At 63.5% G+C, this 25,337-nt stretch carries 26 protein-coding genes and 2 pseudogenes; 16 read left to right on the top strand and 12 right to left on the bottom strand.

Annotation, left to right across the window (positions count from 1 at the left end; all coding sequences use genetic code 11):
* Window positions 1-404: 404 nt before the first annotated feature.
* The 3 genes and pseudogenes from GGD66_RS06490 to GGD66_RS41135 form a co-directional block, all read left to right on the top strand.
* Complete coding sequence (locus tag GGD66_RS06490; protein WP_183238589.1) at window positions 405-1,283, top strand: recombinase family protein; 879 nt, start codon at window positions 405-407, stop codon at window positions 1,281-1,283.
* 1,055 nt (window positions 1,284-2,338) lie between these two features.
* Window positions 2,339-2,506: pseudogene (gene tnpB / locus GGD66_RS06495) on the top strand (IS66 family insertion sequence element accessory protein TnpB); the annotation flags it as partial.
* A 177-nt stretch (window positions 2,507-2,683) separates the two neighbouring features.
* Window positions 2,684-2,836: pseudogene (locus tag GGD66_RS41135) on the top strand (IS66 family transposase zinc-finger binding domain-containing protein); the annotation flags it as partial.
* A 479-nt stretch (window positions 2,837-3,315) separates the two neighbouring features.
* Here GGD66_RS41135 and GGD66_RS06500 read toward each other — a convergent pair.
* Window positions 3,316-3,597 carry a hypothetical protein gene (locus tag GGD66_RS06500; RefSeq protein ID WP_183238590.1) on the bottom strand — a complete coding sequence of 94 codons (282 nt, stop codon included), beginning with the start codon at window positions 3,595-3,597 and terminating at the stop codon, window positions 3,316-3,318.
* A gap of 164 nt (window positions 3,598-3,761) precedes the next feature.
* On the opposite strand from GGD66_RS06500, the gene GGD66_RS06505 reads away from it, so the two are divergent.
* Entirely contained in the window at window positions 3,762-3,971 is a 210-nt protein-coding gene (locus GGD66_RS06505) for a hypothetical protein (protein ID WP_026202632.1), read from the top strand.
* Between the two features lie 19 nt (window positions 3,972-3,990).
* Here GGD66_RS06505 and GGD66_RS06510 read toward each other — a convergent pair whose 3' ends face one another.
* Window positions 3,991-5,373 carry a tyrosine-type recombinase/integrase gene (locus GGD66_RS06510; RefSeq protein ID WP_183238591.1) on the bottom strand — a complete coding sequence of 461 codons (1,383 nt, stop codon included), beginning with the start codon at window positions 5,371-5,373 and terminating at the stop codon, window positions 3,991-3,993.
* A 293-nt stretch (window positions 5,374-5,666) separates the two neighbouring features.
* Here GGD66_RS06510 and GGD66_RS06515 point away from each other — a divergent pair, with 293 nt between their 5' ends.
* Together GGD66_RS06515 and GGD66_RS06520 are read left to right on the top strand one after the other, a co-directional pair.
* Entirely contained in the window at window positions 5,667-5,897 is a 231-nt protein-coding gene (locus tag GGD66_RS06515; RefSeq protein WP_183257168.1) for a hypothetical protein, read from the top strand.
* A gap of 38 nt (window positions 5,898-5,935) precedes the next feature.
* Window positions 5,936-6,334 carry a hypothetical protein gene (locus tag GGD66_RS06520; RefSeq protein WP_183257169.1) on the top strand — a complete coding sequence of 133 codons (399 nt, stop codon included), beginning with the start codon at window positions 5,936-5,938 and terminating at the stop codon, window positions 6,332-6,334.
* Between the two features lie 44 nt (window positions 6,335-6,378).
* On the opposite strand, the gene GGD66_RS06525 is transcribed toward GGD66_RS06520, so the two are convergent.
* Window positions 6,379-6,933 (bottom strand): SET domain-containing protein, encoded by a 555-nt coding sequence (locus tag GGD66_RS06525; RefSeq protein ID WP_183257170.1) that lies wholly within the window; start codon window positions 6,931-6,933, stop codon window positions 6,379-6,381.
* A gap of 163 nt (window positions 6,934-7,096) precedes the next feature.
* Here GGD66_RS06525 and GGD66_RS06530 point away from each other — a divergent pair, with 163 nt between their 5' ends.
* A complete protein-coding gene (locus GGD66_RS06530; protein ID WP_183257600.1) occupies window positions 7,097-7,702 on the top strand; it encodes a hypothetical protein in 606 nt (201 codons plus the stop codon).
* On the opposite strand, the gene GGD66_RS06535 is transcribed toward GGD66_RS06530, so the two are convergent.
* Entirely contained in the window at window positions 7,699-8,331 is a 633-nt protein-coding gene (locus GGD66_RS06535) for a DUF6321 domain-containing protein (RefSeq protein ID WP_183230099.1), read from the bottom strand. The two genes, GGD66_RS06530 and GGD66_RS06535, sit on opposite strands and share 4 nt — an antisense overlap.
* Before the next feature lie 48 nt (window positions 8,332-8,379).
* Window positions 8,380-9,111 carry a TetR/AcrR family transcriptional regulator gene (locus GGD66_RS06540; RefSeq protein ID WP_183230101.1) on the bottom strand — a complete coding sequence of 244 codons (732 nt, stop codon included), beginning with the start codon at window positions 9,109-9,111 and terminating at the stop codon, window positions 8,380-8,382.
* 106 nt (window positions 9,112-9,217) lie between these two features.
* On the opposite strand from GGD66_RS06540, the gene GGD66_RS06545 reads away from it, so the two are divergent.
* From GGD66_RS06545 to GGD66_RS06570, 6 genes are all read left to right on the top strand, one after another.
* Window positions 9,218-10,615, top strand: coding sequence for a carotenoid oxygenase family protein (locus GGD66_RS06545; protein ID WP_183257171.1), 1,398 nt, complete (start codon window positions 9,218-9,220; stop codon window positions 10,613-10,615).
* An 81-nt stretch (window positions 10,616-10,696) separates the two neighbouring features.
* Entirely contained in the window at window positions 10,697-10,969 is a 273-nt protein-coding gene (locus GGD66_RS06550) for a hypothetical protein (RefSeq protein ID WP_210321497.1), read from the top strand.
* A 76-nt stretch (window positions 10,970-11,045) separates the two neighbouring features.
* A complete protein-coding gene (locus GGD66_RS06555; RefSeq protein WP_183257172.1) occupies window positions 11,046-11,621 on the top strand; it encodes a hypothetical protein in 576 nt (191 codons plus the stop codon).
* Between the two features lie 12 nt (window positions 11,622-11,633).
* A complete protein-coding gene (locus GGD66_RS06560; RefSeq protein WP_018321878.1) occupies window positions 11,634-12,188 on the top strand; it encodes an inner membrane-spanning protein YciB in 555 nt (184 codons plus the stop codon).
* Between the two features lie 106 nt (window positions 12,189-12,294).
* Window positions 12,295-12,591: a hypothetical protein gene (locus GGD66_RS06565; protein ID WP_018321877.1), complete on the top strand. Its 297-nt coding sequence runs from the start codon at window positions 12,295-12,297 to the stop codon at window positions 12,589-12,591.
* A gap of 14 nt (window positions 12,592-12,605) precedes the next feature.
* Window positions 12,606-13,526: an SH3 domain-containing protein gene (locus tag GGD66_RS06570; RefSeq protein ID WP_183257173.1), complete on the top strand. Its 921-nt coding sequence runs from the start codon at window positions 12,606-12,608 to the stop codon at window positions 13,524-13,526.
* 180 nt (window positions 13,527-13,706) lie between these two features.
* On the opposite strand, the gene GGD66_RS06575 is transcribed toward GGD66_RS06570, so the two are convergent.
* The gene (locus GGD66_RS06575) at window positions 13,707-15,362 is read right to left on the bottom strand and encodes a fumarate hydratase (RefSeq protein ID WP_183257174.1); all 1,656 of its coding nucleotides are present in this window, start codon (window positions 15,360-15,362) and stop codon (window positions 13,707-13,709) included.
* Window positions 15,363-15,573: 211 nt separating this feature from the next.
* Between GGD66_RS06575 and GGD66_RS06580 the strand changes: the two genes are divergently transcribed.
* From GGD66_RS06580 to GGD66_RS06590, 3 genes are all read left to right on the top strand, one after another.
* Entirely contained in the window at window positions 15,574-16,047 is a 474-nt protein-coding gene (locus GGD66_RS06580; protein ID WP_092262688.1) for a hypothetical protein, read from the top strand.
* Window positions 16,048-16,360: 313 nt separating this feature from the next.
* Window positions 16,361-16,534 (top strand): hypothetical protein, encoded by a 174-nt coding sequence (locus tag GGD66_RS06585; RefSeq protein WP_018321873.1) that lies wholly within the window; start codon window positions 16,361-16,363, stop codon window positions 16,532-16,534.
* A 116-nt stretch (window positions 16,535-16,650) separates the two neighbouring features.
* Window positions 16,651-17,325 (top strand): isoprenylcysteine carboxylmethyltransferase family protein, encoded by a 675-nt coding sequence (locus GGD66_RS06590; RefSeq protein WP_183257175.1) that lies wholly within the window; start codon window positions 16,651-16,653, stop codon window positions 17,323-17,325.
* A 340-nt stretch (window positions 17,326-17,665) separates the two neighbouring features.
* On the opposite strand, the gene GGD66_RS06595 is transcribed toward GGD66_RS06590, so the two are convergent.
* The 6 genes from GGD66_RS06595 to fliR all read right to left on the bottom strand — a co-directional run bounded on the left by GGD66_RS06595 (window position 17,666) and on the right by fliR (window position 25,330).
* The gene (locus GGD66_RS06595) at window positions 17,666-18,373 is read right to left on the bottom strand and encodes a glutathione S-transferase (RefSeq protein ID WP_183257176.1); all 708 of its coding nucleotides are present in this window, start codon (window positions 18,371-18,373) and stop codon (window positions 17,666-17,668) included.
* Between the two features lie 203 nt (window positions 18,374-18,576).
* On the bottom strand, window positions 18,577-19,260 hold the full coding sequence (locus tag GGD66_RS06600) for a lectin (protein ID WP_183257177.1): 684 nt from the start codon (window positions 19,258-19,260) through the stop codon (window positions 18,577-18,579).
* Between the two features lie 144 nt (window positions 19,261-19,404).
* A complete protein-coding gene (locus GGD66_RS06605) occupies window positions 19,405-20,412 on the bottom strand; it encodes a Tim44 domain-containing protein (RefSeq protein WP_183238599.1) in 1,008 nt (335 codons plus the stop codon).
* 323 nt (window positions 20,413-20,735) lie between these two features.
* Window positions 20,736-23,315 (bottom strand): cell cycle histidine kinase CckA, encoded by a 2,580-nt coding sequence (cckA, locus tag GGD66_RS06610; RefSeq protein WP_018321868.1) that lies wholly within the window; start codon window positions 23,313-23,315, stop codon window positions 20,736-20,738.
* A 154-nt stretch (window positions 23,316-23,469) separates the two neighbouring features.
* Window positions 23,470-24,549, bottom strand: a complete 1,080-nt coding sequence (flhB, locus tag GGD66_RS06615) for a flagellar biosynthesis protein FlhB (RefSeq protein WP_018321867.1) — start codon at window positions 24,547-24,549, stop codon at window positions 23,470-23,472.
* A gap of 4 nt (window positions 24,550-24,553) precedes the next feature.
* Window positions 24,554-25,330, bottom strand: a complete 777-nt coding sequence (gene fliR / locus GGD66_RS06620; protein ID WP_018321866.1) for a flagellar biosynthetic protein FliR — start codon at window positions 25,328-25,330, stop codon at window positions 24,554-24,556.
* Window positions 25,331-25,337 lie beyond the last annotated feature (7 nt).

The following is a 25,337-nucleotide window of genomic DNA, read 5'->3' on the forward strand; positions in this document are numbered from 1 at the left end:
GGCTCCTTCGCGTCTTCGGACACACCCGCATGAACGCGAGGGACTTAAGCGAAATGACCTAAACGGGACGACCTCGGGATGCCCCCCTCCGTCGCCCAGTCACCATGATCGATGCCCCATGCACACACAACAAGAGAACGCTCCGAAACGGGCCTATGAAGCTTGTTTTCGGACAGGTGTTGCACAAAAATCACGCAACTTCTTGAGAGGAATTCTCGTTTAAGCTATTGTTAGGTATGACAATTCTAGCACTCACAGCTGCGTGAGTGCTTCGCCGACGATGGGTCCTCAGGTCGGGAACATGCACGTCTAGTGCACCTGAAGGAGGGGAATCGATTTGGTCTTGGGGACGAATCGAGTGTCCGTTTAGACGGCGCAGCCAGCCATTCGGATCTAGGATCACTATGTCTAAAGAGAGCAGCAAAAAGATCTCAGCGGCGCCAAGTTGGCTTGGCCTCACTAAAAACCGGTTGTCTTTCGTGTTCCTCCCGGATCGGGCCGAAACCGTGCGAAAAATTTTCCAACTCGCGATCGGCGGGATGGGCAGCTACGCCATCGCGAATTATCTCGACGAACAAAAGGTGCCGACTTTCACCGGATCGCTCAACTGGGACAACACCACCATAGACTCCATGCTCCGGAACCGGGCGACCTATGGCGAATACCAGCCGAAGTCCTTCGCTGCAGGTCATAAGAAGGGTATCCCGAGCGGCCCTCCCATTGCCGGCTATTACCCTGCAGTAATAGACAAGGCCACTTTCGCTACTGCGCAGGCGGCACGCCAACAGAATCTGGCGCATCGTGGGCGCAAAGGAAATGACCTCGCTAACATCTTCGGTGGTTTGTGCTCGTGCGCCTACTGCGGTGGCGAGGTCATCTTCCATCGGATCTCAAACGTGCAGGTTCTGGTGTGCGAGCAGGTTTTGAACGACAGCGCATGCAGCCGCTCCGCCTGGACGTACAAGGATTTCGAGACCACCGTTCTCGCCTTTTTAGCTCACCCGGCCTTGCTCGACAAAATGGGGGAGGAGCAAAGGACGTCGCTGCTCGGTCTTGCGGAAGAGATCAACAGTCTCTCGTCAGACGGCGATCGACGTTACACCAGAAGAGTGAATATAACTGTCTTGCTCAAGCAGATTGTCGACAGTCTGATCGTTCACAGCGCCGGCAACTTCAGCCTGCCTAGACACTCCTCCTCTCAAATTCGGAAGGACATGGACGGCAGATTTGTCGAGATTCAATTACGAGATGGCCCATATTACCGCTGTATTTCAATTAACTGAGACGCCGCGGCGGCTCCGCTAGGGAGCACCACCGCGCCGGCCTCGTCGGGTATTTGTTCTCCTGCAAAGGCTTCATGGTGGTGCTGCACTTGAACTTGCCGCCGGTTCAAATTTGTCGACTACAGTTGAGAGCAAATCCGAGCAGCCGGGACCAGTTACGTGTCAATGGGGAATTCGATAAGACTGGATCTAGTTCATCGCGAGGGCACACTCAACGCGTCGCTCGGCTTCAAGCAGAGGCGCCGCGATCGATTCTTTCAGTGGAATCTGGTGACCGCACTTGGGGCAGGGATGTGGCCCGCGTGGATCAAACAGACTAATCAGACCGGAGATCGTGTCTGACTCTCGAGGGCCGACTTCCAATTGATCTTGGACATCGCGGCGCCATCCAAGCCGAAAGGCATCTCCAGTTCAGACAAGCCTCCCATCATAAGCGGGCACCTGCTCTCACCGTCGCAATGATCAAACATCCAGGTGTCGGAAACGCACCGACGCGATCGAGGCAGAGCCGGTCAGGGATTCGTAGTATCCGTCCGGTGAAGGCCGCCTTGCCGAATGAGGCGTGTTGTTGAGAACTGTCCTTATGGACAGTGATAGGCGCAGTGCCCAAGTCGAACGGCTTGAGGTGGTGGACACGGGCCGGCGGCGGCGCTGGTCCGAGGATAAGAAGCTCAAGACCGTCCTGGAGAGCTCAGGCGCCGCGCCAAGTCGCGGCAACGGCGCGGCGATATGGCATTTCGCGCTCATTGCTGCTGCGATGGCGACGGTCGTTTCGGCCTGAGCCGAAGGATGCCGCCCATCAAACCTGGCTTCGTACCGGCGATGGTGGTCGCGGAATCAGGGCCGACGCCTTGTCCAGTCGCACCGGCCAGCAGCGGCGGGTCGATCGAGATCGAGCTTGCTGCCGGGGCTCGGATGCGGGTCACGGGTACGGTCGACGCGGCGACGCTGAAGGCCGCCGTGGCGGCGCCGGCAGATGGACGCCTACGGTAATCCCCATTGCGTCGGGCGTGCGGGTGTGGATTGCGACCGGCCACACCGATATGCGTCGCGGCATGAACTCGCTGGCCTTGCTGGTGCAGGAAGCGTTCACGCGAGACCCGCACGGCGGCGACCTCTATGTGTTCCGTGGCAAAAGCGGCAAGCTGATCAAGATCCTTTGGCACGATGGACCTGGCATGTCACTTTATGCCAAGCGGCTGGAGCGCGGCCGCTTCCTGTGGCCGTCGTCGGCTGATGGCGTGGTGACAATCACCCCAGCCCAGCTCGGCTACCTGCTGGCGACTGGCGGATGCCGCAACATACCTGGCGACCGCAGGCGGCCGGCTGATCGCTGGGATTTGAATCGGTGGCACGATCAGCGGTTCGGACAGAGACCGGGTCTTGTGATTCTCTGGTCGCCAGCCCGCCGGCCGCTGCCGGAGCATTTGCCGCGGCAGCGCATTGTCTATCCGACACCTGCGACCTGCCCATGCTGTGGCGACAGCCGATTGCGGAAGCTCGGCGAAGACGTGACCGAGACGCTGGAGCTCCTTCAGCACCAGTGGAAGGTCAGCAAAGTCCCCGCCTGGGCCTCGGCTTCCGCGGCCAAACGGGCCGCTCGCTCGGCGCGCAGCATCGCCTGCAGCGTGGCGCTCTCTGCGGAAAATGACACGGCGTCGACTAACTCAAAGCCCGTCGCATGTAACGGTCTCCAAGATGTGCGCACGGCTATCGGTTGAAAAGCCCATTCAGGGGCGATTTCTCAAAGCTGCGCATGAAGATTCGTTGCGTCAATCCTGCCCGAGGTGATGCAAAAAGCATTCGCGCGACAGCCTGCATCGCGCGGCGGCTGGCGGTCTGGCTCTCGATGTTTCAAGGCCTTGCACGGACATCGACGAAATCTCGATCATGCTCTTCGCTACCAAACCCGTTCTAGATCCGAGTTTCGCGATACTGCGGCAACGTTCGCTTGAGAATACGGACAAGCGACCGGCGTGCTGAGCCAAATATGCGTACTTAGTTACACATCGCACAACGTAATCGTTGTCCGCTATCTCGATCCATCATTGGCGAAGCTTGAGCAACTTAAAGCAACAAAGGGGCGATTTGATGCACGTTCAACTAAATTGGTCACACCAACAGATGACGCAAAAAGCCAGTCACCGGAAAATGATTCCTCTCTTCTTCTCCTATTTTTCACTGGCTCACAATGAGGCTCGGCTCCTTCAGTTACCTCATAATGCTCGAAGCTTTCTTTGCTTTCACTAGAATGACGAGCCAACGCTGTGATTGCATGAATTGACGCAGAGCCTTCTTCCGTTAGATTCGTCATCTCTTGCGATCGCGAATCTGGCTGTCGAAACCAAGTTCACAGAGGCGGATGACAGGCGCGCTGCTCGAAAGCACGATGACGGCCTTGCTTGTGCGCAAACCGCGATGTCGGTCCCGACCTGGGCGGCGGACAAGGATGACCAGTCGAACACGAGGAAGGTCTCAATGGCAACGACAGACGGGCCCCATCAGAAAAGGACTCTGATTCCGTTGAAGAAGGCGTTGGAGCGCGGCGGTTTCGGTCGAACCAAGGCCTACGGGCTCATCAAGAAGGGAAAAATCATCGCCTACAAAATGGAGGGCCAGACCATGGTTGATGCCGCTTCGATCGACGCCTATCATATGAGCCTCCCTCGCATCGAGCCGAGCGGATGAGAGATGCGTTCTAACCTAGCTAGTTCGCCAATCTTTCAAAGGTTACCTCGATCGGTACAATCTTTTTTGGATCAGCAAAGCTGTCGATCCGGTCCGCCCAATGCTGCATCAGCTTGGTGCGTGAACCGATCAATGCCAGCGGTCCATGCCGTTTGTAAGTCGCCTTTACAGAGTCGCTATCGAGATGCGCCAACTGTAATTCGATGACATCGCTGTCCCACGCCTTGGCTTCATTGACCTCCTCATGATGGCAAAGGGTCGAGAACGTGGTGCGGAAGCCATGGGCGCAATGTTCGGTCTTGGTGTCGATGCCGAGCGTTCGCAGCCGATGACAGAGCGTTCTGCTGGACAGCGGTCTGTCTTTGGCACAAGCGAAAACGTAGCGCCGACTGCCGGTGATCTGCTGCACGCGCCGTAGGACCGTGAAGGCTTGCCGCGACAGCGGCACGACATGGTCCCATCCGGTTTTCATCTTTGCCGCCGGTATGGTCCAGCGTTTGGCATCCCAATCGATTTCGGTCCATTCCATGTCGTTGATCATGCCGGGTCGAGGGACCGTCAACGCATCGACCCGGAGGGCATCACCGACCACATCGCCAAATCTGGTCTTCTCCCAAGGCGGCATGATTAGCCTGAAGAGACGAACCACATCCTGCGGCTCAGTGACGCCAGGGCGTGGTGTCGAGACGTGGACACTGAGTTGCTTCTTGCAGGCACGGAACGGATTGTAGCCGTCGCCTTCGAGGTCGGCGTAGTCGCAGACTTGCTCACCGATACTGTGGACCCGGTCACGGGTCTCTAACCTACCCTCAGCCTGCATCGCCCGGAAGAAGGCAAGCACGTCAGGACGCTTGATGTCCGGCCGGTAGAGCTTGCCGAAACGATCCTTCAGGTAGCCGGCCCATCTTTCGAGTAGCGCGATGGTTTCGGGACTGCGCACGGTGACAAGCCTGCCACGTTTGATCTTCTCGGTTTTCTTCTCGGCAAGCCATTCGTCGATCCACGCGCCGAATGGGCGTTCAGCTGCCTGGCGATGCCGTTCGAATTGCTTTTCGATTGAGGGATCGACCGGCCTGTCTTGTGCAAGCAGGGCCTTTGCGGTGTCACGTTTCTGGCGGGCTGTGGCGAGCGAGACGGTGCCATCGTTGCCGTTTCCGTAAGACCCGATGGAGTAGGTCTTCTGCCTGCCGTGAAAGCGATAGGCCATCCGCCAGAGCTTGGAGCCGGCCTTGCCCGGCCTGTTCGGGTCTGGCGTGATCAAGAGATAGAGACCGCCGCCAGTCACGTCCGAAATCTTGGTGGCTCTCCACGCGCCGTTCTCGAACTTCGGTCGGGCGACGCGGCAGTCGACATCGGTCCTGATCTGTTCGGGAGCGGCGTGCTCCTCCTTGTTGCGTGCCATCTGCTTTGGATTTCCTGTTATTCGGAATATCGAAAGTTGCCAAGAACGTTTGTTCTTCCGGTACCAACAGATACCAACAAAAGTGCCAACAAATCGGATGGCTAGGAGCGTATGAGAACAAACAGTGACGAACACCGATGTACGTAGAAGCATTTGTTTTTCAAGGGATTTTGTGCACCTCGCGAATAGCGTCGAACAATTTAGAACGGTCTTGAATAGGCGCCTTTCTTACCCACGAGGTAATCGAATTGGCCCCCGGGCCGGCGCATCTTCAGTGGCGACAGGAGATGACCATGATCGCGCTGCTGCTCTACCGGACCGTCGCAGTCCACCTAGTTCCCTGGGCCACGGCCTTCGCAACGCGGATGCTGGCGCGCAGCCTCAACATGCCGGAGCCGCTGGTGCATTCGACCGGCGACTACGTGCTCGCGCAGGTTACAGCCTTCGAGCACGGCGTCGGCAGGAGCCTTTGTCCGTTCCGCATCGCCCGCCTGCTCCGCGCCTGGTGGCGCGCATGGCACTGAGTTTCACCCCGAGCCCACCCCAACCATGGAGACCTCTGATGATCGACGCTTCCACCTTCCTGCGCCGCGCCCTGTTGGCCGACGCCGTCTTCAGCGGCGTTGCCGCCCTCGGCTTCACTTTCGGCGCGAGCGCGTTCGCTGCTCTGTTCAACCTGCCCGAAGTGCTGCTGCGCGAGACCGGCCTGTTCCTGATCGCCTACGCCGCGCTGGTCGGCTGGCTGGCATCACGGGCCTCGGTGGCGAAGGCGCTCGTGCTGCTGGTCGTGATCGGCAATGCGGCCTGGACCGTCGGCAGCATTGCGCTGCTGCTCTCCGGCGCGGTGTCGCCGAATCTTGCCGGCGCGCTCATGGTCGTCGCGCAGGCGATCGCCACCGGCGTGTTCGCCGAGCTGCAATATGTGGGATTGCGGAGAAGTGCGAGCGTTGTGGCGGCTTGAGGCCCGGGCTTGGCCGCGCATCAGTCGCGGCCATCGCGCCTCGGCTACGCCTTGGCGCGGCCGACCTTGCCGGCAAAGTGCTTGCCGTTCAGCTTCTTCTTTTTCACGGACGCGGTTTTCGCGCCCGCCTTCTGCGCCTTGCGCTCCGTGCGCGCCTTCACCTTGGCGCGCTCGGCCCGCAGCTTCTTGCGTTTCCTCTCGCAAGACTCGCACTTGCAACCGATCGGCTTCAGATAGGCTTTGAAATAGTCGGTGCCGTAATCGTAGTTGATCTCGTCGCCCGGCTCGATGTTCTTGATGGCGCGGATGAAGACCTTGCGCTCGCGCGGCCGGACGTCGGACTCGGCGTTGGGCCGGCAGGAGTGGTTGATGTAGCGGGCGAGGTTCTTGCGCACCGAACCGTCGATGGTCCAGCGGCCATTGAGCTCGAACAGGTACTTGTTCTCGATGTCATCCTGCTCGGGGATCCGCGAATCCAGGATCGGTCCGAAATAGCGGATGATCCGGGTGCCCTTCTTGATCGGTTTGGTGGCGAAGAGGCCGAGCCCGGTCTTGGAGCGGCCGACGCGATAGGGTTTTTGCGAGGAGATGGCTGGCATGATCAAGTAAAGGAGGACGCGAACGAGGCTGGAAGAGCCCAAGCGAAGCCGCTCTTCTAGAACGATTCCGCGCCGCTGTCAGGTCTATCGCACACCTGTTTGAACCTTGCCCACAATGAAGACGTCTGATGCTACGGAGTTCCCTGCGATCGAAGCCCTCATGATGAACCGCATCACCTGCATCGGCCTGGCCGTCGTGATGATCTGCATCGGCCTGAACAGCGCCGACGCCCAATCCGTGGGCAGCACATACACCTCGACCGCGCCCAAGGATTGCCGTCAGATCGGCAAGCCCAGCGAGCTCGACGGCAGCACCACGCGGGCATGTTCGGGCAAGGACGGCCTCCTGGTGCTGATTGCCGAGGACGATCTTCGCGAAATCGTCTCGGTCGGCCGCAATCGCAGGGCTGCGGCTGAGGAACCGGCAGCCAAGGTCTGGTTCGCCCCGTTCAATTCGTCGGAGACCACGATCGAATGGCGTACCGTGGGCGCAAAGCCGTTCGCGATCATCCAGCGCTGGCACATCGCCGATAACGCCGATCCCGACAAGCAGGGCCGGCCCAACACCAAGGCCATGCTGGTCGTGACCCGGCTGCCGCCGGGCCCGGTCTGTCACGTCGCCTATGTCGATGCGATCGCCAATCCCACCGCCAACGAGCTTGCGCGCAAGGCTGCGGACGATTTCGCCCGCGGCTTCGCTTGCGGCAAGGACGAGGTGAAGATCATCGGCACGCGCGGCCGCGCCGTCGAGCTGGCGACGATGCGCTAGCCTCTCGCCTTGGCATGCCGATAGCGCGCCAGCAGCCGCTCTCCCTTCGCCGCGATGCGCCGTGCCGCCGCCACCGTCTTCGGAACCGGCTCGCCCCAGGCATGCGCTGACAGCGCGTGCCTGGTCGGCTGCCCCTTGGCATCGACCAGCGGCGGCAGTTTCGTGCGACCATAGAAGCGCACGGCCCAGCTCCCTTTCCGCCGCATCTCCTGTGGCGTCATCTCCGACTCTCTCTTCGTGACGCCGGGCCGCAAATGGGCGCCCTGCTTGCGCGCAAACGCCTTGCGGCCCGTCGCGGTCAGGCCGCCACGCGGATCTTTTTCGCGGCTGGATACGCTGCGCTTCCGGGACTTGGCCTTCTTCGCTGTGCGCTTGCGCGTCTTCTTCGCCGAAGCCTTCGACTTTGCTTTTGACGCTTTGGACTTTGAGCTCTTCTTCGCGGTCTTCTTCTTTGAAGTCTTCTTCGCTGCCATGCGCATGTTGTCCACGAGGTTTGGATAGCGGCGGCCGGCGCGGCGGGCGCGCGCCTTCGCCGCCGATTTCTGCGCGGGACTGAGATGCTTGGAGGCCTTGCCTGCCCGCTTGCGGGGATTCGAGCGTTTCCAGGGCGCGCGCGGTGTTCTTGCCATGCGGCGTCAACGCCTGACCACGGCAAGGGTTGCGTTTCGCGGTGGCGATCAGGTGCCGGGCGGCTTCGCCGCGATGGGCGCCGTCAGCATCGCCTCCAGCAGGCGTTCGGCCGTCGTCCCCTCGGGCAGCCGCCCGAGGATGTCCTCGAGCCGTCCATCGAGCAGCAGCATGGTGAAACCGTGCACCATCGACCAGGCGCGCGCGATCGCGGCGCCCTGGTTCAGCGTCAGCGCGTCTTCGCTGATCTGCTCCTGCCGCATCATGCCGATGGCGTTGGCAAGGCCCGCGAAGGAGGCTTCGGCGGCCTCGTGCAGCGAGGGTCTCGAATAATCCAGCCGCTCGGTGCGGAACATGATGCCGTACATGCCGGGATGGGCCTGCGCATAGGCGACATAGGCCTTCGGCCGCGCCAGCGCGCGCGCGAGCGGCGTGGTGGCGGCGTCGGACGACGAGGCCATCGCGGCGTTGAACTGGCGGAAGCCCACGGCCGCGAGTTCGCTGAGCAGGCCGGTGAGATCGCCGAAATGATGGGTCGGCGCGGCATGCGAGACGCCCGCCTCGCGCGCCACCGCGCGCAATGTGAGACCGGCGAGCCCGTCGCGTTCCAGCACCCGTTCGGCGGCCTTGAGCAGCGCCTCGCGCAGGGCGCCGTGATGGTACGGCGACTCGGTCTTCGCGCTCGCCGCGCCGCGCCTTGGGCGCGATGCCGCAGTCGACGTTGTCTTGCTGGGGGCACGCGCGCTTCGCGCCGTTTCGCTCTTGGTATCGGTCTTGGCCATTTGCAAGCTATATGACGCAATATTGACAGTGTAAAGATTTCGCTTGACCGATGCGGCAATCGGCGCTATCTGATCTTTACGATGTAAAGATTAGGAGGGATACGCCGTGCAGCACGACGCCGTCGCCGAGCGCCGCAACAACATCGCGCCGATCCCGTTTGAAGCGGACGCGCCATTCCTGAAGATCATCGGCGAATTGCCGCGCGAGCTGAACGGCGCGCTCTATCGCAACGGTCCCAACCCGCAGTTCGATTCCCCCGGCGCGCATTGGTTCGTCGGCGACGGCATGCTGCATGCCTTCCATCTCGAGAACGGCCGCGCCAGCTATCGCAACCGCTGGGTCCGCACGCCGAAATGGCTCGCCGAGCACAATGCCGGCCGCGCTTTGTTCGGCGGCTTCGGCCGCAAGCTGCCGGACGCGCCGGCTGATCTCACCGATGGCGGCGTCGCCAACACCAACATCATCTTCCACGCCGGCAAGCTGCTGGCGCTGGAAGAAGCGCATCTGCCGACCGAGATCGAGCCGGGCACGCTGGCGACGCGCGGCTATCACAACTACCAGGGCCGCGTCGCCGGCAGCTTCACGGCGCACCCGAAGATCGATCCTGTGACCGGCGAGCTCGTGTTCTTCGGCTACAACGCGGCGGGGCCGCTGACGCCTGCCCTCTCCTACGGCTCGATCGATGCCGCCGGCAAGGCGACGCGCTTCGAGCGGTTCGAGGCGCCCTATGCCAGCATGGTGCACGACTTCATCGTCACCGCGAACCATGTGCTGTTTCCGATCCTGCCGATCACCGGCAGCATGGAGCGCGCAATGCGCGGGCAGCCGCCCTATGCCTGGGAGCCGGACAAGGGCGCCTATGTCGGCGTGATGAAGCGGAGCGGCGCGGCAAAGGACATCGTCTGGTTTCGCGGTGAAGCCTGCTACGTCTTCCACATCATGAACGCGTGGGAGGACGACAACCGCATCATCGCCGACGTCATGCAGTTCGAGGAAGCGCCGTTGTTTCCGCATCCCGACGGCCGGCCGACCGATCCGGAGAAGTCGCGCGCCCGGCACTGCCGCTGGACCTTCGATCTCTCAGGGAATACCGATCGCTTCCAGCAGACCTATCTCGACGATCTCACCGGCGAATTCCCGCGCATCGACGACCGCCACGCCGGGTTGAAAAATCGCCACGGCTGGTACGCCTGCGCCAATCCGCGCCAGCCGATGTTCGGCGCGCTCTCCGGCGTCGTCCATGTCGACGGCAACGGAAGGCGTCTCGGCCATTATCTGCTGCCCGCCGGCGACACCATCTCCGAGCCGGTGTTCGTCGAGCGATCGAAGGATGCGGCTGAGGGCGATGGCTGGCTGCTCGCCGTGGTCTGGCGGGCGCGGGAAAACCGCAGCGACCTCGCGGTGTTCAATGCCACCGATGTCGAAGCGGGTCCCGTCGCGCTGGTGCAGCTCGGCCACCGCGTGCCGGATGGTTTCCACGGCAATTGGGTGGGAGCACAGTAGCTCCCGTCCTTCTGGGGCGCGCCACTTGGCGCGCGCCCGGAGCCACAGCACGGACGTGTCACCAAAGAGGCCCGTATCCAGATGCCCTCAATCACCGCAGGCTTCCTCGCCATCCTCGCCCTTGTCTGCGTCGCGCTCACATTCGAAGTGATCCATCTGCGGCGGAGCGGCCAAGTCATCTTCAACGGCGTCATCGTCAACGGCGGCATCCTGCTCGCCCTCGGCCTCGCGATCGCCTGCGCGCTCCCCATTCTGTCGCGCCTGCCCTGGGCGGAATTGGCCGACGAGGCGTCCGACCAGGCCGTTGCAGCCCTTCATCTTTTGGAGGTTGCCTACGTCATTTTGACACTGTAAAGATTTCCCTTGACCCGACCTCGCCTCTGAACTATTAATCTTTACATCGTAAAGATAGGCCTGACCGAGATAGGCAATGGCGATTTTCCTGATCCTTGCGCCCTACGGCGCTTACAGCCTCCTGATGCTGGTGACGTCGGCCGCGATGAGCGTGTTCGTGGCCTCCGCGATCTGCCTCGGCACCGTCGCAATCGATGTGGCGCGCGGGCGATCGGTGAAGACCCTGGCCGCAGGCTCGGCGATCGTGTTCGCCGCAATCGGCCTCTACCTCGTGCTGCTCGACCCGCAGCTCGGAACGCTCGGCGTCAAGCTGTCGGTCGATATCGGCATCTTCGTCATCTCGCTCGGCTCGCTGCTGGTCCGCCGTCCCTTCACGTTGCAATATGCGCTTGAAGCAGTGCCGGCCGAGACCGCGGCGATGCCCGGCTTTCTCTATGCCAATTACGTCATCACCGGCGCCTGGACCATGGCCGCGCTGTTGATGGCGGCTGGCAATCTCGTGCTGCTCTACGTCCCCGGCCTGCCGCTCTGGTCGAGCCTTGCAGTCGCCTTCGCCGCCCGCAACAGCGCCATTTACTTCACAAAATGGTATCCCGAGTATCGCCAGATCAAGTACGGTACGCCTGCCCGCGCATTGCCCAACATCCGCTGAACAGGATTGACGATGAAGGACGTATTCGCCCGCCTCGGCTCCGATCTCTTCTCCGCCATCCTCTTCCTCGTCATTTATCTCGTCACCGACAACGTCATCCTGGCGACGTCGGTGGCGATCGCCGGCGCGATCGCGCAGGTGATCCACGCCCGCATCAAGGGCCAGCAACTCAACTACATGACGTATGCGAGCCTCGCGCTCGTCGTCGGACTGGGCGGGATCACTCTGCTGACCAATGATCCCCGCTTCATGATGGCAAAGCCTTCGATCGCGCATTTCGCCATCGGCGCGATCATGCTCAAGCGCGGCTGGATGCTGCGCTACATGCCGCCGATCGTCGTCGAGACCGTTCCGGAATATGTGACGGCTGCAGGCTATGCCTGGGCGCTGCTGATGTTCGTCATCGGCGTCGGCATGATCGTGGTCGCTTCCACGGGCGATCTGAAGCTGTGGGCCTTCTATCTCACGGTGGTGGCCGGCGGCGCCAAGATCCTCGCCTTTGCCGTGCAGTATGTCGTTCTAAGGCTCATCGTCACCAGCCGCCGGCGCGCTGCAGCCCGCGCTTAAATGCCCTATCGCAGGGTTAGGCAGGAGCTGCGAGTTGGGTTATAGGCTCGCTTAAGGACTGGCCGCGGATCGTCGCGGTCCGCCGGGATTTGTTCGGGAGACGGGAATGGCCGTAGACGGCAACTGGAATCTGACCATGACGACGCCGATGGGCGAGCGCCAGACCACGCTGAGCCTGAAGGCCGCCGGCGGCACGCTCACGGGCACGCAGCAGGCGGAAGGTAATACCACCGAAATTTTCGACGGCACCGTCTCCGGCGACAACGTCTCCTGGAAGGTCTCGATCGACAAACCGATGCCGCTCACGCTCGAATTCACCGGGACCGTCTCCGGCGACAGCATCAACGGCGAGATGGGCATCGGCCCGATGGGCAGCTTCCCGTTCACCGGCGCCCGCGCCTAAGGCCGCGCAACATCATGCGCGTGCTTCGTCTCATCGCGGCGACGATGCTGTGCGTCGCGACACAAGCGGCGCGCGCGGATGACACCGAACCGGCGTGGCGCGCAAGCGCGCTCGCCCTGCTCCCGGCAGGCTATGTCGCCGGCGCCGCTTATCGAACCGATGGCTCGATGGGATATCTCGCGGTCTATCCGGCGACGTCGAACGATCCGAAAACACCGGCAAGTGTGTTCGCTGCGCGCCAGGCCCTCGTGGTCACGCTGACGCCGGATGCAACACGCGCCGTTTCAGCCGAGTTGAAGCCGCGCGCGGAGCCCGATCCCGACAATGACGAGACCGATTTCGCAAAGCTGCACGCCGATCTCGCCGCCGGACGTGCAAAGCTGCCCGATGGCACCGAGCCCTGCAGTCTCGGCGCCTGGTCCATCGACAAGGACCCTGCTGGCCTCAACGTGCGCGCCGAGCCGTCAGCGACGGCGCGCGTGCTCGGCACGCTGCCGCCGCCCTACCGCTTGAAGTTAGGCGGCGCCGAGAACACGCCCGACGGCGGCTGGCTCACCGAATTCCGCATCATCGGCTTCAAGAACGGCTGGTTTCTGATCGAAGGCGCCAAGCCGCCGGGCAAGGACTACGAGGACGAGAAGAGATATCCGCGGAGCGCGCCCAAACCCTATGCCGGGCGCGGCTGGGTCGCCTCCAACAAGGTCGGCGCGAGCTACGCCAACGGCTATACGCGCGCGGGCGGGCTGTTCCAGGCTCCCTTCGTCGATGCCAAATGGATGCCGGCCCAGCGCGAACTCGGTGGCCCGATCGATGGTGACGGCGGCCCGAAGCGCCTGTTCGCCTGCAGCGGCTTCTGGGGTCTGGTCGAGAGCCACGACGGCGTCCGCGGCTGGTGGCGCGCGCTGTGCTCCAATCAGGTAACGAACTGCAGTTAGTGAAATAGAGCGACCAAGCACCGCTCTCGTGTCCCGGACGCGGTGCAGCGCATAGCGCTGCTCCGCAGAGCCGGGACCCATCTTTCGCCGATGGACGCCGGATCAGCAGCGCATCACCATAGCGCGTCGAACACGCGCTAACGCGCTTATGGTGCTGCGCAGCGTCCGGGGAACGCGGCCTCAGCCCAAATTCAATTCCTTGAAGAAGTCGTTGCCCTTGTCGTCGATGATGATGAACGCCGGGAAGTCGACGACTTCGATGCGCCAGATCGCTTCCATGCCGAGCTCGGGATATTCGAGCACCTCGACCTTCTTGATGCAGTGCTCGGCAAGGTTCGCCGCGGCGCCGCCGATCGAGCCGAGATAGAAGCCGCCGTATTTCTTGCAGGCCTCGCGCACGGCCGGCGCGCGGTTGCCCTTGGCCACCATCACCATCGAGCCGCCGGCGGCCTGGAACTGGTCGACGAAGGAATCCATGCGGCCGGCGGTGGTCGGACCGAACGCGCCAGAGGCGTAGCCCTCGGGCGTCTTGGCCGGGCCGGCGTAATAGACCGGGTGGTTCTTGAAATAATCCGGCAGCGGCTCGCCCTTCTCCAGCCGCTCGCGCAGCTTGGCGTGGGCGCTATCGCGCGCGACGATCATGGTGCCGGTCATCGAGACCCGGGTCTTGATCGGATACTTCGAGAACGTCGCCAGAATGTCCTTCATCGGCTGGTTGAGGTCGATCTTGACGACCTCGCCGCCGAGCACCTGCTCGACCTGCGGCAGATACTGCGCCGGGTTGTGCTCGAGCTCCTCGAGATAGACGCCGTCCCTGGTGATCTTGCCGAGCACCTGTCGATCGGCCGAGCAGGACACGCCGAGCCCGATCGGGAGCGATGCGCCGTGACGCGGCATGCGGATCACGCGGACGTCGTGGCAGAAATATTTGCCGCCGAACTGCGCGCCGACGCCGAGCGATTGCGTCATCTTGTGGATTTCCTTCTCCATCTCGACGTCGCGGAAGGCGTTGCCGTCCGGCGAGCCGTGGGTCGGCAGCGCATCGAGATAGCGCGCGGAGGCGAGCTTCACCGTTTTCATGCAGAGCTCGGCCGAGGTGCCGCCGATCACGATCGCAAGATGATAGGGCGGGCACGCCGCGGTGCCGAGGGTGAGGATCTTCTCCTTCAGGAAAGCCAGCAGCCGGTCCTTGGTCAACACCGAGGGCGTCGCCTGGAACAGGAAGCTCTTGTTGGCGCTGCCGCCGCCCTTCGCCATGAACATGAACTTGTAGGCGTCATCGCCTTCGGCGTAGATCTCGCACTGCGCCGGCATGTTGTTGGCGGTGTTCTTTTCCTCGTACATCGAGAGCGGCGCGACCTGCGAGTAGCGCAGATTGCGGCGCAGGTAAGCGTCACGCGCGCCTTCCGACAGCGCCGCCTCGTCGTCGCCGTCAGTGATGACGTTGCAACCCTTCTTGCCCATGATGATCGCGGTGCCGGTGTCCTGGCACATCGGCAGCACGCCGCCCGCGGCGATGTTGGCGTTCTTCAAAAAGTCCAGCGCGACGAACTTGTCGTTCGGGCTGGCCTCGCCGTCCTCCAGGATCGCGCGGAGCTGCTTCAGATGGCCGGGGCGCAGGTAATGATTGATGTCGCCGAAAGCCGCCTCCGACAGCGCCCGCAGCGCCTCGCGCGACACCACCAGCATGTCCTTGCCCAGGACCTTCTCGACCCTGACGCCCTCGGCCGTGATCTTCTTATAGGGCGTCTCGTCCTTGCCCAGCGGGAACAGCGGGGTGTGCTTGTAGGGCGGAACGGGCTTTGACGGGTCGGGGAAGGCGGTGGGAGCGTTCATGGGGCGAATCTCGGGGTTTGGGGCCACGCGCGGGCCCTCGCGTAGAAGCGTTCTAAGCCCATTTTGGACGGAAAAGGAAGGGACCGATACGCATGAGAGCGCGCGGCCAGGGCTCGGGAAGGCATTGGCGCAGCACGTGGAAATGCCCGTTCCCACCCTTGCACTTCGCGCCCGACGACGCTTGAATGCGCGCCCTAAGGGGCTTTTCATCATGACATTGAACTTGAACGTCCGCGGCGCGATCCTGGTCGCCGCCGCCATCACCGGCCTTGTGACCCTCATTTCGCCCGCACGCGCCGACCGCTGCGACGACAGTGCCAAGGAGCTGGCGAACCAGGTCGATCGCCTCAAGGTGAATTTCCGGGCGGCCAACGTTGTTTACCTGACGCACCCGGCGGCCAAGGAGCTGTCCGTGGGTTGCCGCGGCGACAAATATTCCATCGAGCTCTATGCAAAGGGCGATCGCAAGCCGACGCCAGAATTCTATGCGCTGGTGGGATCGATGGCGGCGATCGTCTTCACCGTGACCAAGGACGACACCACGACGGGCGCGACCCGCTGCCTCAAGCGGATGGGTCTGCTGCGCGGCGACAAGATCAGCATGCGATATCGGCGACTCAACATGGAATGCACCCGCACCAAGAAGGATGCGTCCATCGCGATCACGCGCGGCAAGGACGAATAGAAGGGCTTCGCTCTTTCCGCGAAGTGGTGACGCAACGCTGCCGCTACAAGCTCCATCATTGCGAGCGTAGCGACTTGTCCGCCGAAGCCTTGGCGAAGGCGGAAGCAATCCAGACCGTCTCCGCGGAAGGGCACTGGATTGCTTCGTCGCAAGGGCTCCTCGCAATGACGGGGAGAGGTTCGTCGCCTCCTTTGGCGCGCGCGGATGACGGCGCTGCCGCCACGCCAATCCCTCGCATTTTAACGATTGCCTTGAAGGAATTTTCGCTCCTCGCAGCGCAGGGTCAGTTGTTTCCATGTGTGAGGATTTGCGGATGAAGGTTTCCACCGTTGCGCCGCCGCCGATCGCGATCGTGGTTCCGAGCTACGACACGACCAAGCAGCAGGACGATCAGACCAAGACCAAGGACGCCGACCCCACCTACAAGCCGCAGCCGCCCGCGCCGCTACCGCCGGGTCAGGGCACGCGGATCGATCAGCTCGCCTGATCAGGTTTGCCTAGGCTGAAGCGCCCGATCCGGTCGATCGGGCCTTTCGTACGTCTGGCCCTATCTTTGCCGGATAGCAAAGCCAACATCGTGCGAGATTGCCGGGGGAGCCGCGCATGATCGCCAGACTGCTGCTGCAGAACACGATCACCACCGCCGCGATGGGCGCGCTGCTGTTCGCCTCCGCAGGGACGCTGCGCTGGCCCTCGGCCTGGGTGTTCCTCGCGACCTGCACCCTGCTCGGCCCGCTCTGCGGCTGGTGGCTCTACCGGATCGATCCGGCGCTGCTCGCCGAGCGGCTGCGGCCGGTGCTGCAGAAGGATCAGCCCGCCGCCGACAAATTGTTCATGAGCGTCTTCGTCCTCGCGATGCTGGCCTGGCTGGTGCTGATCGGCATCGATCGGCGCCTTCAATCGTCCGACATGCCGGTCGCGCTTCAGGCGTTCGGCCTCGCGCTGTTCCTGGCCTCGACATTGTTCACGATGTGGGTGTTCCGCGAAAACTCGTTCGCTGCTCCCGTGGTGAAGCTGCAAGCCGAGCGCGCGCAGCGCGTGATCTCGACCGGCCCCTACGCCCATGTGCGTCATCCCATGTATAGCGGCATGGTCCTGTTCTTCGCCGGCGTGCCGTTGCTGCTGGGATCGTGGTGGGGACTCGTGATGGTCCCGATTCTGGTCCTCCTGTTCGCGATCCGCATCGGCATAGAGGAACGCACCTTGCGCGAGGGCCTGCCGGGCTATGCCGATTATGCGGCGCGGGTGCGCTATCGCCTGATGCCGGGCGTCTGGTGAGCGCGCATCGCGCTGCCTCCTCCGAACGGCTGACGCCTGGGAATGCGGACTTCGCTAGACAGCGGCGGCACGCAACGCAACGAAAGACGCGACGATGTTCTGCAAGCCGCCCTGCCCCGACGAGCATGACCTCTCGCCTCTGCCCGATGATTCAGACGACCGCTCTGGGCCGCAGCGTCTACAGACGCCCACCGGCCACGACGCGTTCGGGCGATTGATCGCGCCCGAAGCGGCCGGTCCGGAACGGGGGCTGCCGCCAGCCTCCCTCCGGACCGGCTAAAGTTTCTTCTTTTGACGCGTTTTCTTGACGCGAACCGGTATCCACTTCGCTCGAAACGCTTTAGCCATCCAGTTCGCGATAGCGGCGGAAGATGCCCTGCTCGTTGAAGGAAATGCGGCGCTCGCTTGCCAGATAGGCCTTGATGTTCGGCCGCGCAGCGATGCGGTCGTGCAGGCCGAGGAGGCCCGGAATGTCTGTCTCGAACGCCTTCATGCGCTTGGGAAAGGCATAGCGCAGCCCCGCGACGATCTGGAATAGCGAGAGATCGACATAGGTCAGCCGCCGGCCAGTGACATAGGCGCCGCCATTCTCGGTGAGAAGCTGCTCGAAATAGCCGAGATATTTCGGCACCCGCTCCTCCCAGAAATCGGCCGTGCGTTTCTTCGCCGGCGGCTTCTGGTCCTCGTAATAGAGCGAGGGTCCGAGCGGATGATGGGTGTCGTGGATCTCGACCACGAGGTCGGTGATGGTGAGCTGAAGCTGGTGCACCCAGAGCCTGCCGGCTTCCGTCTTCGGCGCGAGCGCATGGCGGGCGCCGAGATAGAGCAGGATATTGGCGGTCTGGCCGATGACGATCTTGCCGGCTTTCAGGAACGGCGGCGCAAAGGGTGGCGTGTCCTTGTGTGCGTCCATCATCTTCATCATCGCAGCCGTGCCGCGCGGCCCGCGCGCGACATCGACGTAAGCGGCCCCCGCCTCCTCCAGCGCCAACCGCACATATTCGCCGCGGCCCTGGATCTCGGGCCAGTAGTAGAGCTCGTATTTCATGAGAGAGGTCCGTGAGCGTGAACACGTACGGACCAATGTAGCATGTGGCTCGGAGTTCCGGCAGGGTGAGACGGAACGGCGCCACCAAACACTCCGTCATTGCGAGGAGCGAAGCGACGAAGCAATCCAGACCGCCTTCGCGGAAAGATTCTGGATTGCTTCGCTGCGCTCGCAATGACGGGTGGAGAGAGTTGCGTCCAAACTCAATTCGCAGCGAAACAATACAGCAGCCCGTCGCCGCCGGTGCTCTTCAAATCAGCCTGCGAGCAGCCACCATCGGGACCGCGCGAGGGGTGCGAGCTGTTCCAGGACTTTGACGGTTCGTCGTCGCGCAGGCCGCGGCGATCGAAATGGCCGACCATCGCGGTGCCTTGCGTGCTCGACGTCCAGTTCTTGCAGGTGCGATCGTCCGGACCGGCAAACGCGGTGCCGTCTGGTTGCGATCCCGTGAGGACGTCGTGCCGGTTCGGCTGGTCACCCATACCGTTGATCCCCTCGGCCTTCTCGCTGAGCGCGGTCTGCTTGGTGAGGTTGTTGGCGAGGCCATGCAGTTCGGCAACATCCTTGGCAATGACCGCGCCCTTGGCATTCTGCCACGGTCCCTTGCCGATGCGATCGCGCGCGTTGACGGCCGGCTTGCCGTCGGCGGCCTGCGTCGAGAGATAGGCGCGCCAGGTCTTCGCACCGGCGCCGGCGGTCTGAGCGAGCCTCGCGCACTGTGCATCGGCTCCCTCCAGGCCGCCGAGATCGGCACCCTTGCCCGGGCCATTGGAGGTCACGAAGAACGTCATGTCGGCCGACTGTGCCTGCACGGCTGGCGCCGCAAGGCATGCAAGCGAGGCCGCAGCGAGCGCTGAAATCGTCACGGATCTCTTGATACGGATCATCTTGTCCTCCCGTTGTGTTTGTCGTTGGCCGCCTGATTTCAACCCGATGCGCCCCCACTTATTCCGATGCCGCGATGAAAGGGGTACAAAAGAAAAGGGCGCCGTGAGGGAAGCACGACGCCCTTGTCTTCAATCGCTTTGCAATCAGTTGGTCTGCTGGATCGCCGACAATTCCCAGCCGCTGCCGGGCCGTCGGGCAAAGGTCCAGACTTCGGTGACTTCGCCCGGCTGCTCGCTGCCGGCGACGACCGTGCCGCTGTTACGGTCGAGCGTCTTGTCGGTGAGCGCGAAGCGCAGTGCCACCGTGGCGTAGTCGGTCTCGCCTTCGCGCCAGGCTTCCGCGAGGTCGCCCTGCAGCAGCTTGACGCCAGTCACCTTGTTGACGACGTTGCGCGCGCGGTTCTGGGCGAGGTCCTGCTCGAAATAGGAGACCATCTCCGGCGTCGCGAGCGTGTGCAGCTTGGCCACGTCCTCGTTCGACCATGCGGTCTGGACATCGCCGAGCAGGCGCTCGAACGCCTCGTAATCGTCCGGCTTGATCTCAAGCGGCGCGTTATTGGCGTTCGCGCCGAAGCCGAAGCCGCCGAGACCACCACCAAGACCGCCGCGCTGGTTCGGCTGCGGTCCGGAACCTGCGCCCGCGTCGGCATTGGCATAGGCCGCCTGCGGCGTGTGACGGCGCTGCCACCAGGACATCGCCAGCCGCACCACCAGCACCACGAGCGCGATCTGGATGATCAGGCCCAGGATCGAGGACAGGCCGCCGAGGCCGCCGAACAGGCCGCCGCCGAACAGCATGCCGAGCAGGCCGGCGCCGAGGAAGCCGGCCGCGAGGCCGCCCATAAAGCCGCCGGCGCGGCCGAACAGGCCGCCGCGCGCGGGCGCGGAAGCAGCCGAGTTCATGCCTGCACCCGGCTGGGTGTAGGTGCGGTTGAACTGCGAGGCCGAGCCGGGCGCCGTCGTGGTGGGGGGCGGGGCCGAATAGGTGCGCGAGCCGCGCGAACCGGACGAGCCGCCGCCGCCGACACGCGCGTCGGCAGACGAGATCGCCAGCGCAGTCGGCAGCGCAAGCGCCAGCACGACAGCGATCGTCTTGAAGAGACTGCGGGAGCGTAGCGAGAAATTCATGTGCGTTTCCCAAATCCCCGGCATGGGGACGTGCGCCTAAGATGGGCAGACTTCCCGAAAAGTGAAGCCGGTTTCGGAACCTATGGCTGCGGCCCTCAGTCGCGGGGATGTGGCAAAAGCCCATATTTGGCGGGGGCTTGGCCGGGTGCGTCGGGGAACCGTGGTCGCGGGATACCGGCGGTTTTGGGCCGAGATTTCCCCGTCATTGCGAGCGTAGCGAAGCAATCCAGACTGCCTCCGCGGAAGGACCCTGGATTGCTTCGTCGCACCAGCGCAAAATTGCTCCGCAATTTTGTCGCGGGCTCCTCGCAATGACGGAGGGGGCGAACGGCGTGCGCCGCCGACCCTCACCCCTGCTTCGCCATCGTCTCCTTGACCGCCGCCACGAGCTGGCTGAGCGTGAACGGCTTCGGCAGGAAGTCGAACTGCTGGCCTTCGGGCAGGCTCTTCTCGAACGCATCCTCGGCATAGCCGGAGACGAAGATGAACTTGATGTCGGGGTTCTTCTCGCGCATCGCCTTGAGCAAGGTCGGGCCGTCCATTTCGGGCATGACGACGTCGGAGACGACGAGATCGATCGCGCCGCTCTGCTCCTCCAGCACTTCCATGGCCTCGACGCCGTTCTCGGCCTCGACCACGGTGTAGCCGCGCGAGCGCAATCCGCGTGCGTTCAGCGCGCGCAGGCCCTCTTCGTCCTCGACCAGCAGGATGGTGCCCTGCCCCGTGAGATCGGTGCGCGGCTTGGCCTCGGCCGCCGCGGCGTCCTTGCCGGCGCCGCTGGTCGCGCTGACTACAGCCGCCGGCTGCTCGACCTGCGCTTCAGGCTCGGCATGGTGACGCGGCAGAAAGATATGGAACGAGGTGCCCTGGCCCGGCTCCGAATCGACGTAGATGAAGCCGCCGGTCTGCTTGACGATGCCGTAGACCGTGGAAAGGCCGAGACCGGTGCCTTTGCCGACTTCCTTGGTCGAGAAGAACGGCTCGAAAATCTTGTCGCGGATGTCGGCGGGAATGCCGGTGCCGGTGTCGGCGACCTCGATCCGGACATAATCCGCGGCCGGCATGCCCTTGTAGGCGAGCTTGGCCGCTTGTTCCGCGGTGACGTTGGCGGTGCGGATGATCAGCTTGCCGCCGTCGGGCATGGCATCGCGCGCGTTCACCGCGAGATTGACGATTACCTGCTCGAATTGGGAGACGTCGACCTTGACCGGCCAGAGGTCGCGGCCGTGGATGGTCTCGTGCTTGACCTTCTCGCCGATCAGGCGGCGCAGCAGCATCGCGAGATCGGACAGCGCATCGCCGAGATCGAGCACCTGCGGCCGCAGCGTCTGCCGCCGCGAGAACGCCAGCAACTGCCGCACCAGGGTCGCGGCCCGCGTGGCGTTCTGCTTGATCTGCATGATGTCCTGGAACGACGGGTCGGTCGGCTTGTGCGCGTTCAGCAGGAAGTCGTTCGCCATCATGATGGCGGAGAGCACGTTGTTGAAGTCGTGGGCGATGCCGCCGGCGAGCTGGCCGACCGTCTCCATCTTCTGCGACTGGTTGATCTGGTTCTCCAGCGCGCGCCGCTCGGTGGTCTCGAGCATGTGCACGATGGCGGCTTCCGCCTCGTTCTCGGCCGCATCGACCGGCGTGACGAAGAACTGGCCCCAGCGCTCCTTAGTCCCTTCCAGCGCCACCTCGACCGGGGCGATGTCGGCCTGGCCGTCGGCGGCCTGGTTGATGGCCGCGATCAGGAGGTGCCGGTCGCGCGAATTGACCGCGCGGAAGATCGACTTGGAGGCGCTGTCGAGCCCGAGCGCCTGGCCGAGCTTGGCGTAGCGCGCATTGGCGCGCACGACATTGCCGGCACGGTCGACGGTCGCGATCGCCATCGGCGTATGGTCGAAGAAGCGCATGAAGCGCACTTCGGCGGCGCGATCGGGATCGCTGCGCTCGTCGCGGGCGCGGCTGATGACGAGCGTGCGCGACGGCCCCGGCGCGCCGTCGGCGCCGAAGGCGAGCTTGTGATAGAGCCGCACCGGCATGGTCTTGCCGGTGCGCATCCGCAGGTCGATGTCGAAGACCTCGGTCTTCACCTCGCCCGGCACCGCCACGATCGCGGTGAGCAGCGAGGCGCCATCGCCGGAGACGATGTCGGTCAGCTTCAGGCCGCCCGAGCCGATCTCGGCGAGGTCGTAGTCGAGCCAGTTCGCCAGCGTCGCGTTGACGTAAGCGAGCTCGCCGGCCGGATTGACCGAGAAGAAGCCGCACGGCGCGTGATCGAGATATTCGATGGCGTGCTGGAGCTCCTGGAACACGTCCTCCTGGCGCTCGCGGTCGCGGGTGATGTCGGCAATCGACCACACCGCGTATTTCGCCTCGCGCTTGCCGGTGCCGAGCGGGCGCACCCGCATGCGCAGCCAGCGGCCCTGGCTGCCGTCCTGGCCGGAGATGCGGACCTCTTCCTGCTGCCGTTTGCCTTCGCGCGCGGCCTTGAGCAGGCGGAACACGGCTTCGGAGACGTCGGGGTTGCCGATGAAGACACGCTCGACCGGGCGCACGTCTTGCGGACCGGTCGCGCCGGTCAGCGTCAGATAGGCGGCGTTGGAATAGACCACGTGGCCGCGCGCATCGGTCACGGCGAGGCCGTCGAACCCGTGATCGGCGATGCGGCCCACGACCGGGTCATCAAGACTGCGGTCGGCGAAACGGATGATCCCGGCGGCGAAGGCGAACAGGTTGAACAGGCCGACCATCGCCAGCACGGCGAGGATGCCGAGGATATAGGGCTGCGCCTGCGCGCGCCCGAGCGTCATCAGCCCGACGGCGACGGCGACGAGGCCGGCAGCCACCAGCAGCACCAGCGCAATGCTGCCCGAGCGCGGCGACGGCTCGTGCGTCGCAACGGGCTCGCGGGTGAGGTCGTGGTCGGTCTCGGCGGTCATCTCAAGCTGGCGCAGCCTGTCGGCAGAGAATCAACGCGCTACGGGGCGCGTGGGGTCCTCCCTGCCTGAATCGGACCCTGAGGTGCAAGGGCAGCGGGGACGAAAGGTACGCTGATTCCCAGATTACGGCCATTTCCGGTACTTTTCGGGTGTTTTATCCTCGCCCGGCGCTGAATCCGCGCTTCAGCCGCATGACGTAGCCGATGACTTCGGCGACCGCATGGTAGTGCTCGGTCGGGATTTCCTGGTCGATCTCGACGGTGGCATAGAGCGCGCGTGCCAGCGGCACGTTCTCCACGATCGGGATGTCGTGCTCGCGCGCGATCTCCCGGATCTTGAAGGCGAGATTGTCGACGCCCTTGGCGACGCAGATCGGAGCCGTCATGCCGCGCTCGTAGGACAGCGCCACCGAATAGTGGGTCGGGTTGGTGATGATCACCGCGGCCTTGGGAACCGCCGCCATCATGCGCTTCTTGGCGCGCTGCTGCCGCAACTGCCTGATCTTGCCCTTGATGTGCGGATCGCCTTCGGACTGCTTGAACTCTTCCTTGATCTCCTGGAGCGACATCTTCTGCCGCTGGAACCAGCTTCTGTACTGGAAAAAATAGTCGGCGATGGCGACGATCGCGAGCGCGGCGACCACCGCACCGAGCAGATGGATCGTCATGCTGGTGCTGGCGCCGAGCATGGCGGCCGGATCGAGCCTGACCATCGCCTCCATGCGATGCCGCTCCGGCCACAGGATCATGGTCATGACCACGCCGAGCAGCACCAGCTTGCCGATGCCCTTGAGAAAATTGGCCGCCGCCTGCTTGCCGAAGATGCGCTGGAAGCCGGCGCCGGGCGAGATCTTGCTGAACTTCGGCGTCAGGGATTCGGTCGACCAGACCAAGCGGTGCTGCAGCATGTTGCCGGCAATCGCCGCCAGCATCAGCAAGAAGAGAGGCACGCCGATCGCCGCGAGCAGGGCGAACTCGATCTGCTGCATCAGCGCGAGCAGGGCCTTGCCGTCGGTCTTGATCATCCAGGAATTGGCGAGCAGGTTGCGCATCGGCGTCAGCAGCCCGCTGCCCACCGAGCCCGAAAAGGTCGAGACCACGAGCGTGCCGCCCGCCATCATGAACCAGGTGTTGATCTCCTGGCTCTTGGCGACGTCGCCGCGTTCGAGCGCGTCGTCCAGACGCTTTTGCGTCGGGTCTTCTGTTTGACTCTCTGGGTCCTTGTCTTCTGCCATCGATCTACCGTGACCTCAGCGGCATCAACTGGTGCATGACACCGATGAAGTAATCCAGATACGTCCCCATCATCGCCGTGAGCACCACGGCGAGCACCAGGAAGCCCGCGAAGATCGAGAGCGGCACACCGACGAAATAGACCTGCATCTGCGGCATCAGCCGCGCCAGCACGCCAAGGCCGATGTTGAAGACCAGGCCGAACACCAGAAACGGCCCCGAGAGCTGCAGGCCCAGGCGGAACGCGGCGGCGAAGGCGCGCGTCGCGAGCGAGGCCACATCGCCGCTTGATATGGTCTCACCCGGCGAGAAGATCGTGTAGCTGTCGTTCAGCGCCGCGATCACCAGATGATGGCTGTCGGTGGCGAACAGCAGCGTTACCCCGAGGATGGTCAGGAAGTTGCCGACCAGCACGCCCTGCTGGCCCTGCGTCGGGTCGACCGAGGTGACGAAACCGAGCCCCATCTGCTGCGCGATCACCGATCCCGCAACCTGGAGCGCCGAGAGCGTCACGCGCGCGGTCGCGCCCAGCACGATTCCGATCGCGATCTCATGCAGCATCAGGACCAGGAGCGGCGCGAGCGAACCCATGTCGACCTGGTAGGCGTTGCGATGCAGCGGCAGGATGATCAGCGTGAGCAGCAGTGCGATCGACAGCTTGATCCGCGTCGGAATATTGGTCTCGCCCAGCCCCGGCAACAGCATCACCATCGCACCGACCCGGGCGAAGGCGAGCATGAAGGAAGCGGCGAGCGCCGGCAGCAGCGAGACGTCGATGCGCATAATTGAC

The sequence above is a fragment of the Bradyrhizobium sp. CIR48 genome (genome assembly GCF_014198315.1).
GTDB lineage: Bacteria > Pseudomonadota > Alphaproteobacteria > Rhizobiales > Xanthobacteraceae > Bradyrhizobium.

Bases quoted from the DNA above. Each gene is read 5' to 3' on its own strand.
- GGD66_RS06575 (WP_183257174.1), bottom strand. From the start codon at position 15,362: ATGAACGCTCCCACCGCCTTCCCCGACCCGTCAAAGCCCGTTCCGCCC.
- GGD66_RS06560 (WP_018321878.1), top strand. From the start codon at position 11,634: ATGAAGGACGTATTCGCCCGCCTCGGCTCCGATCTCTTCTCCGCCATC.
- GGD66_RS06585 (WP_018321873.1), top strand. From the start codon at position 16,361: ATGAAGGTTTCCACCGTTGCGCCGCCGCCGATCGCGATCGTGGTTCCG.
- GGD66_RS06535 (WP_183230099.1), bottom strand. From the start codon at position 8,331: ATGGCAAGAACACCGCGCGCGCCCTGGAAACGCTCGAATCCCCGCAAG.
- GGD66_RS06505 (WP_026202632.1), top strand. From the start codon at position 3,762: ATGGCAACGACAGACGGGCCCCATCAGAAAAGGACTCTGATTCCGTTG.
- GGD66_RS06555 (WP_183257172.1), top strand. From the start codon at position 11,046: ATGGCGATTTTCCTGATCCTTGCGCCCTACGGCGCTTACAGCCTCCTG.
- GGD66_RS06595 (WP_183257176.1), bottom strand. From the start codon at position 18,373: ATGAAATACGAGCTCTACTACTGGCCCGAGATCCAGGGCCGCGGCGAA.
- GGD66_RS06540 (WP_183230101.1), bottom strand. From the start codon at position 9,111: ATGGCCAAGACCGATACCAAGAGCGAAACGGCGCGAAGCGCGCGTGCC.
- GGD66_RS06550 (WP_210321497.1), top strand. From the start codon at position 10,697: ATGCCCTCAATCACCGCAGGCTTCCTCGCCATCCTCGCCCTTGTCTGC.
- GGD66_RS06600 (WP_183257177.1), bottom strand. From the start codon at position 19,260: ATGATCCGTATCAAGAGATCCGTGACGATTTCAGCGCTCGCTGCGGCC.
- fliR (WP_018321866.1), bottom strand. From the start codon at position 25,330: ATGCGCATCGACGTCTCGCTGCTGCCGGCGCTCGCCGCTTCCTTCATG.
- cckA (WP_018321868.1), bottom strand. From the start codon at position 23,315: ATGACCGCCGAGACCGACCACGACCTCACCCGCGAGCCCGTTGCGACG.
- flhB (WP_018321867.1), bottom strand. From the start codon at position 24,549: ATGGCAGAAGACAAGGACCCAGAGAGTCAAACAGAAGACCCGACGCAA.
- GGD66_RS06490 (WP_183238589.1), top strand. From the start codon at position 405: ATGTCTAAAGAGAGCAGCAAAAAGATCTCAGCGGCGCCAAGTTGGCTT.
- GGD66_RS06515 (WP_183257168.1), top strand. From the start codon at position 5,667: ATGATCGCGCTGCTGCTCTACCGGACCGTCGCAGTCCACCTAGTTCCC.
- GGD66_RS06520 (WP_183257169.1), top strand. From the start codon at position 5,936: ATGATCGACGCTTCCACCTTCCTGCGCCGCGCCCTGTTGGCCGACGCC.
- GGD66_RS06605 (WP_183238599.1), bottom strand. From the start codon at position 20,412: ATGCCGGGGATTTGGGAAACGCACATGAATTTCTCGCTACGCTCCCGC.
- GGD66_RS06580 (WP_092262688.1), top strand. From the start codon at position 15,574: ATGACATTGAACTTGAACGTCCGCGGCGCGATCCTGGTCGCCGCCGCC.
- GGD66_RS06565 (WP_018321877.1), top strand. From the start codon at position 12,295: ATGGCCGTAGACGGCAACTGGAATCTGACCATGACGACGCCGATGGGC.
- GGD66_RS06510 (WP_183238591.1), bottom strand. From the start codon at position 5,373: ATGGCACGCAACAAGGAGGAGCACGCCGCTCCCGAACAGATCAGGACC.
- GGD66_RS06525 (WP_183257170.1), bottom strand. From the start codon at position 6,933: ATGCCAGCCATCTCCTCGCAAAAACCCTATCGCGTCGGCCGCTCCAAG.
- GGD66_RS06530 (WP_183257600.1), top strand. From the start codon at position 7,097: ATGAACCGCATCACCTGCATCGGCCTGGCCGTCGTGATGATCTGCATC.
- GGD66_RS06570 (WP_183257173.1), top strand. From the start codon at position 12,606: ATGCGCGTGCTTCGTCTCATCGCGGCGACGATGCTGTGCGTCGCGACA.
- GGD66_RS06500 (WP_183238590.1), bottom strand. From the start codon at position 3,597: ATGACGAATCTAACGGAAGAAGGCTCTGCGTCAATTCATGCAATCACA.
- GGD66_RS06590 (WP_183257175.1), top strand. From the start codon at position 16,651: ATGATCGCCAGACTGCTGCTGCAGAACACGATCACCACCGCCGCGATG.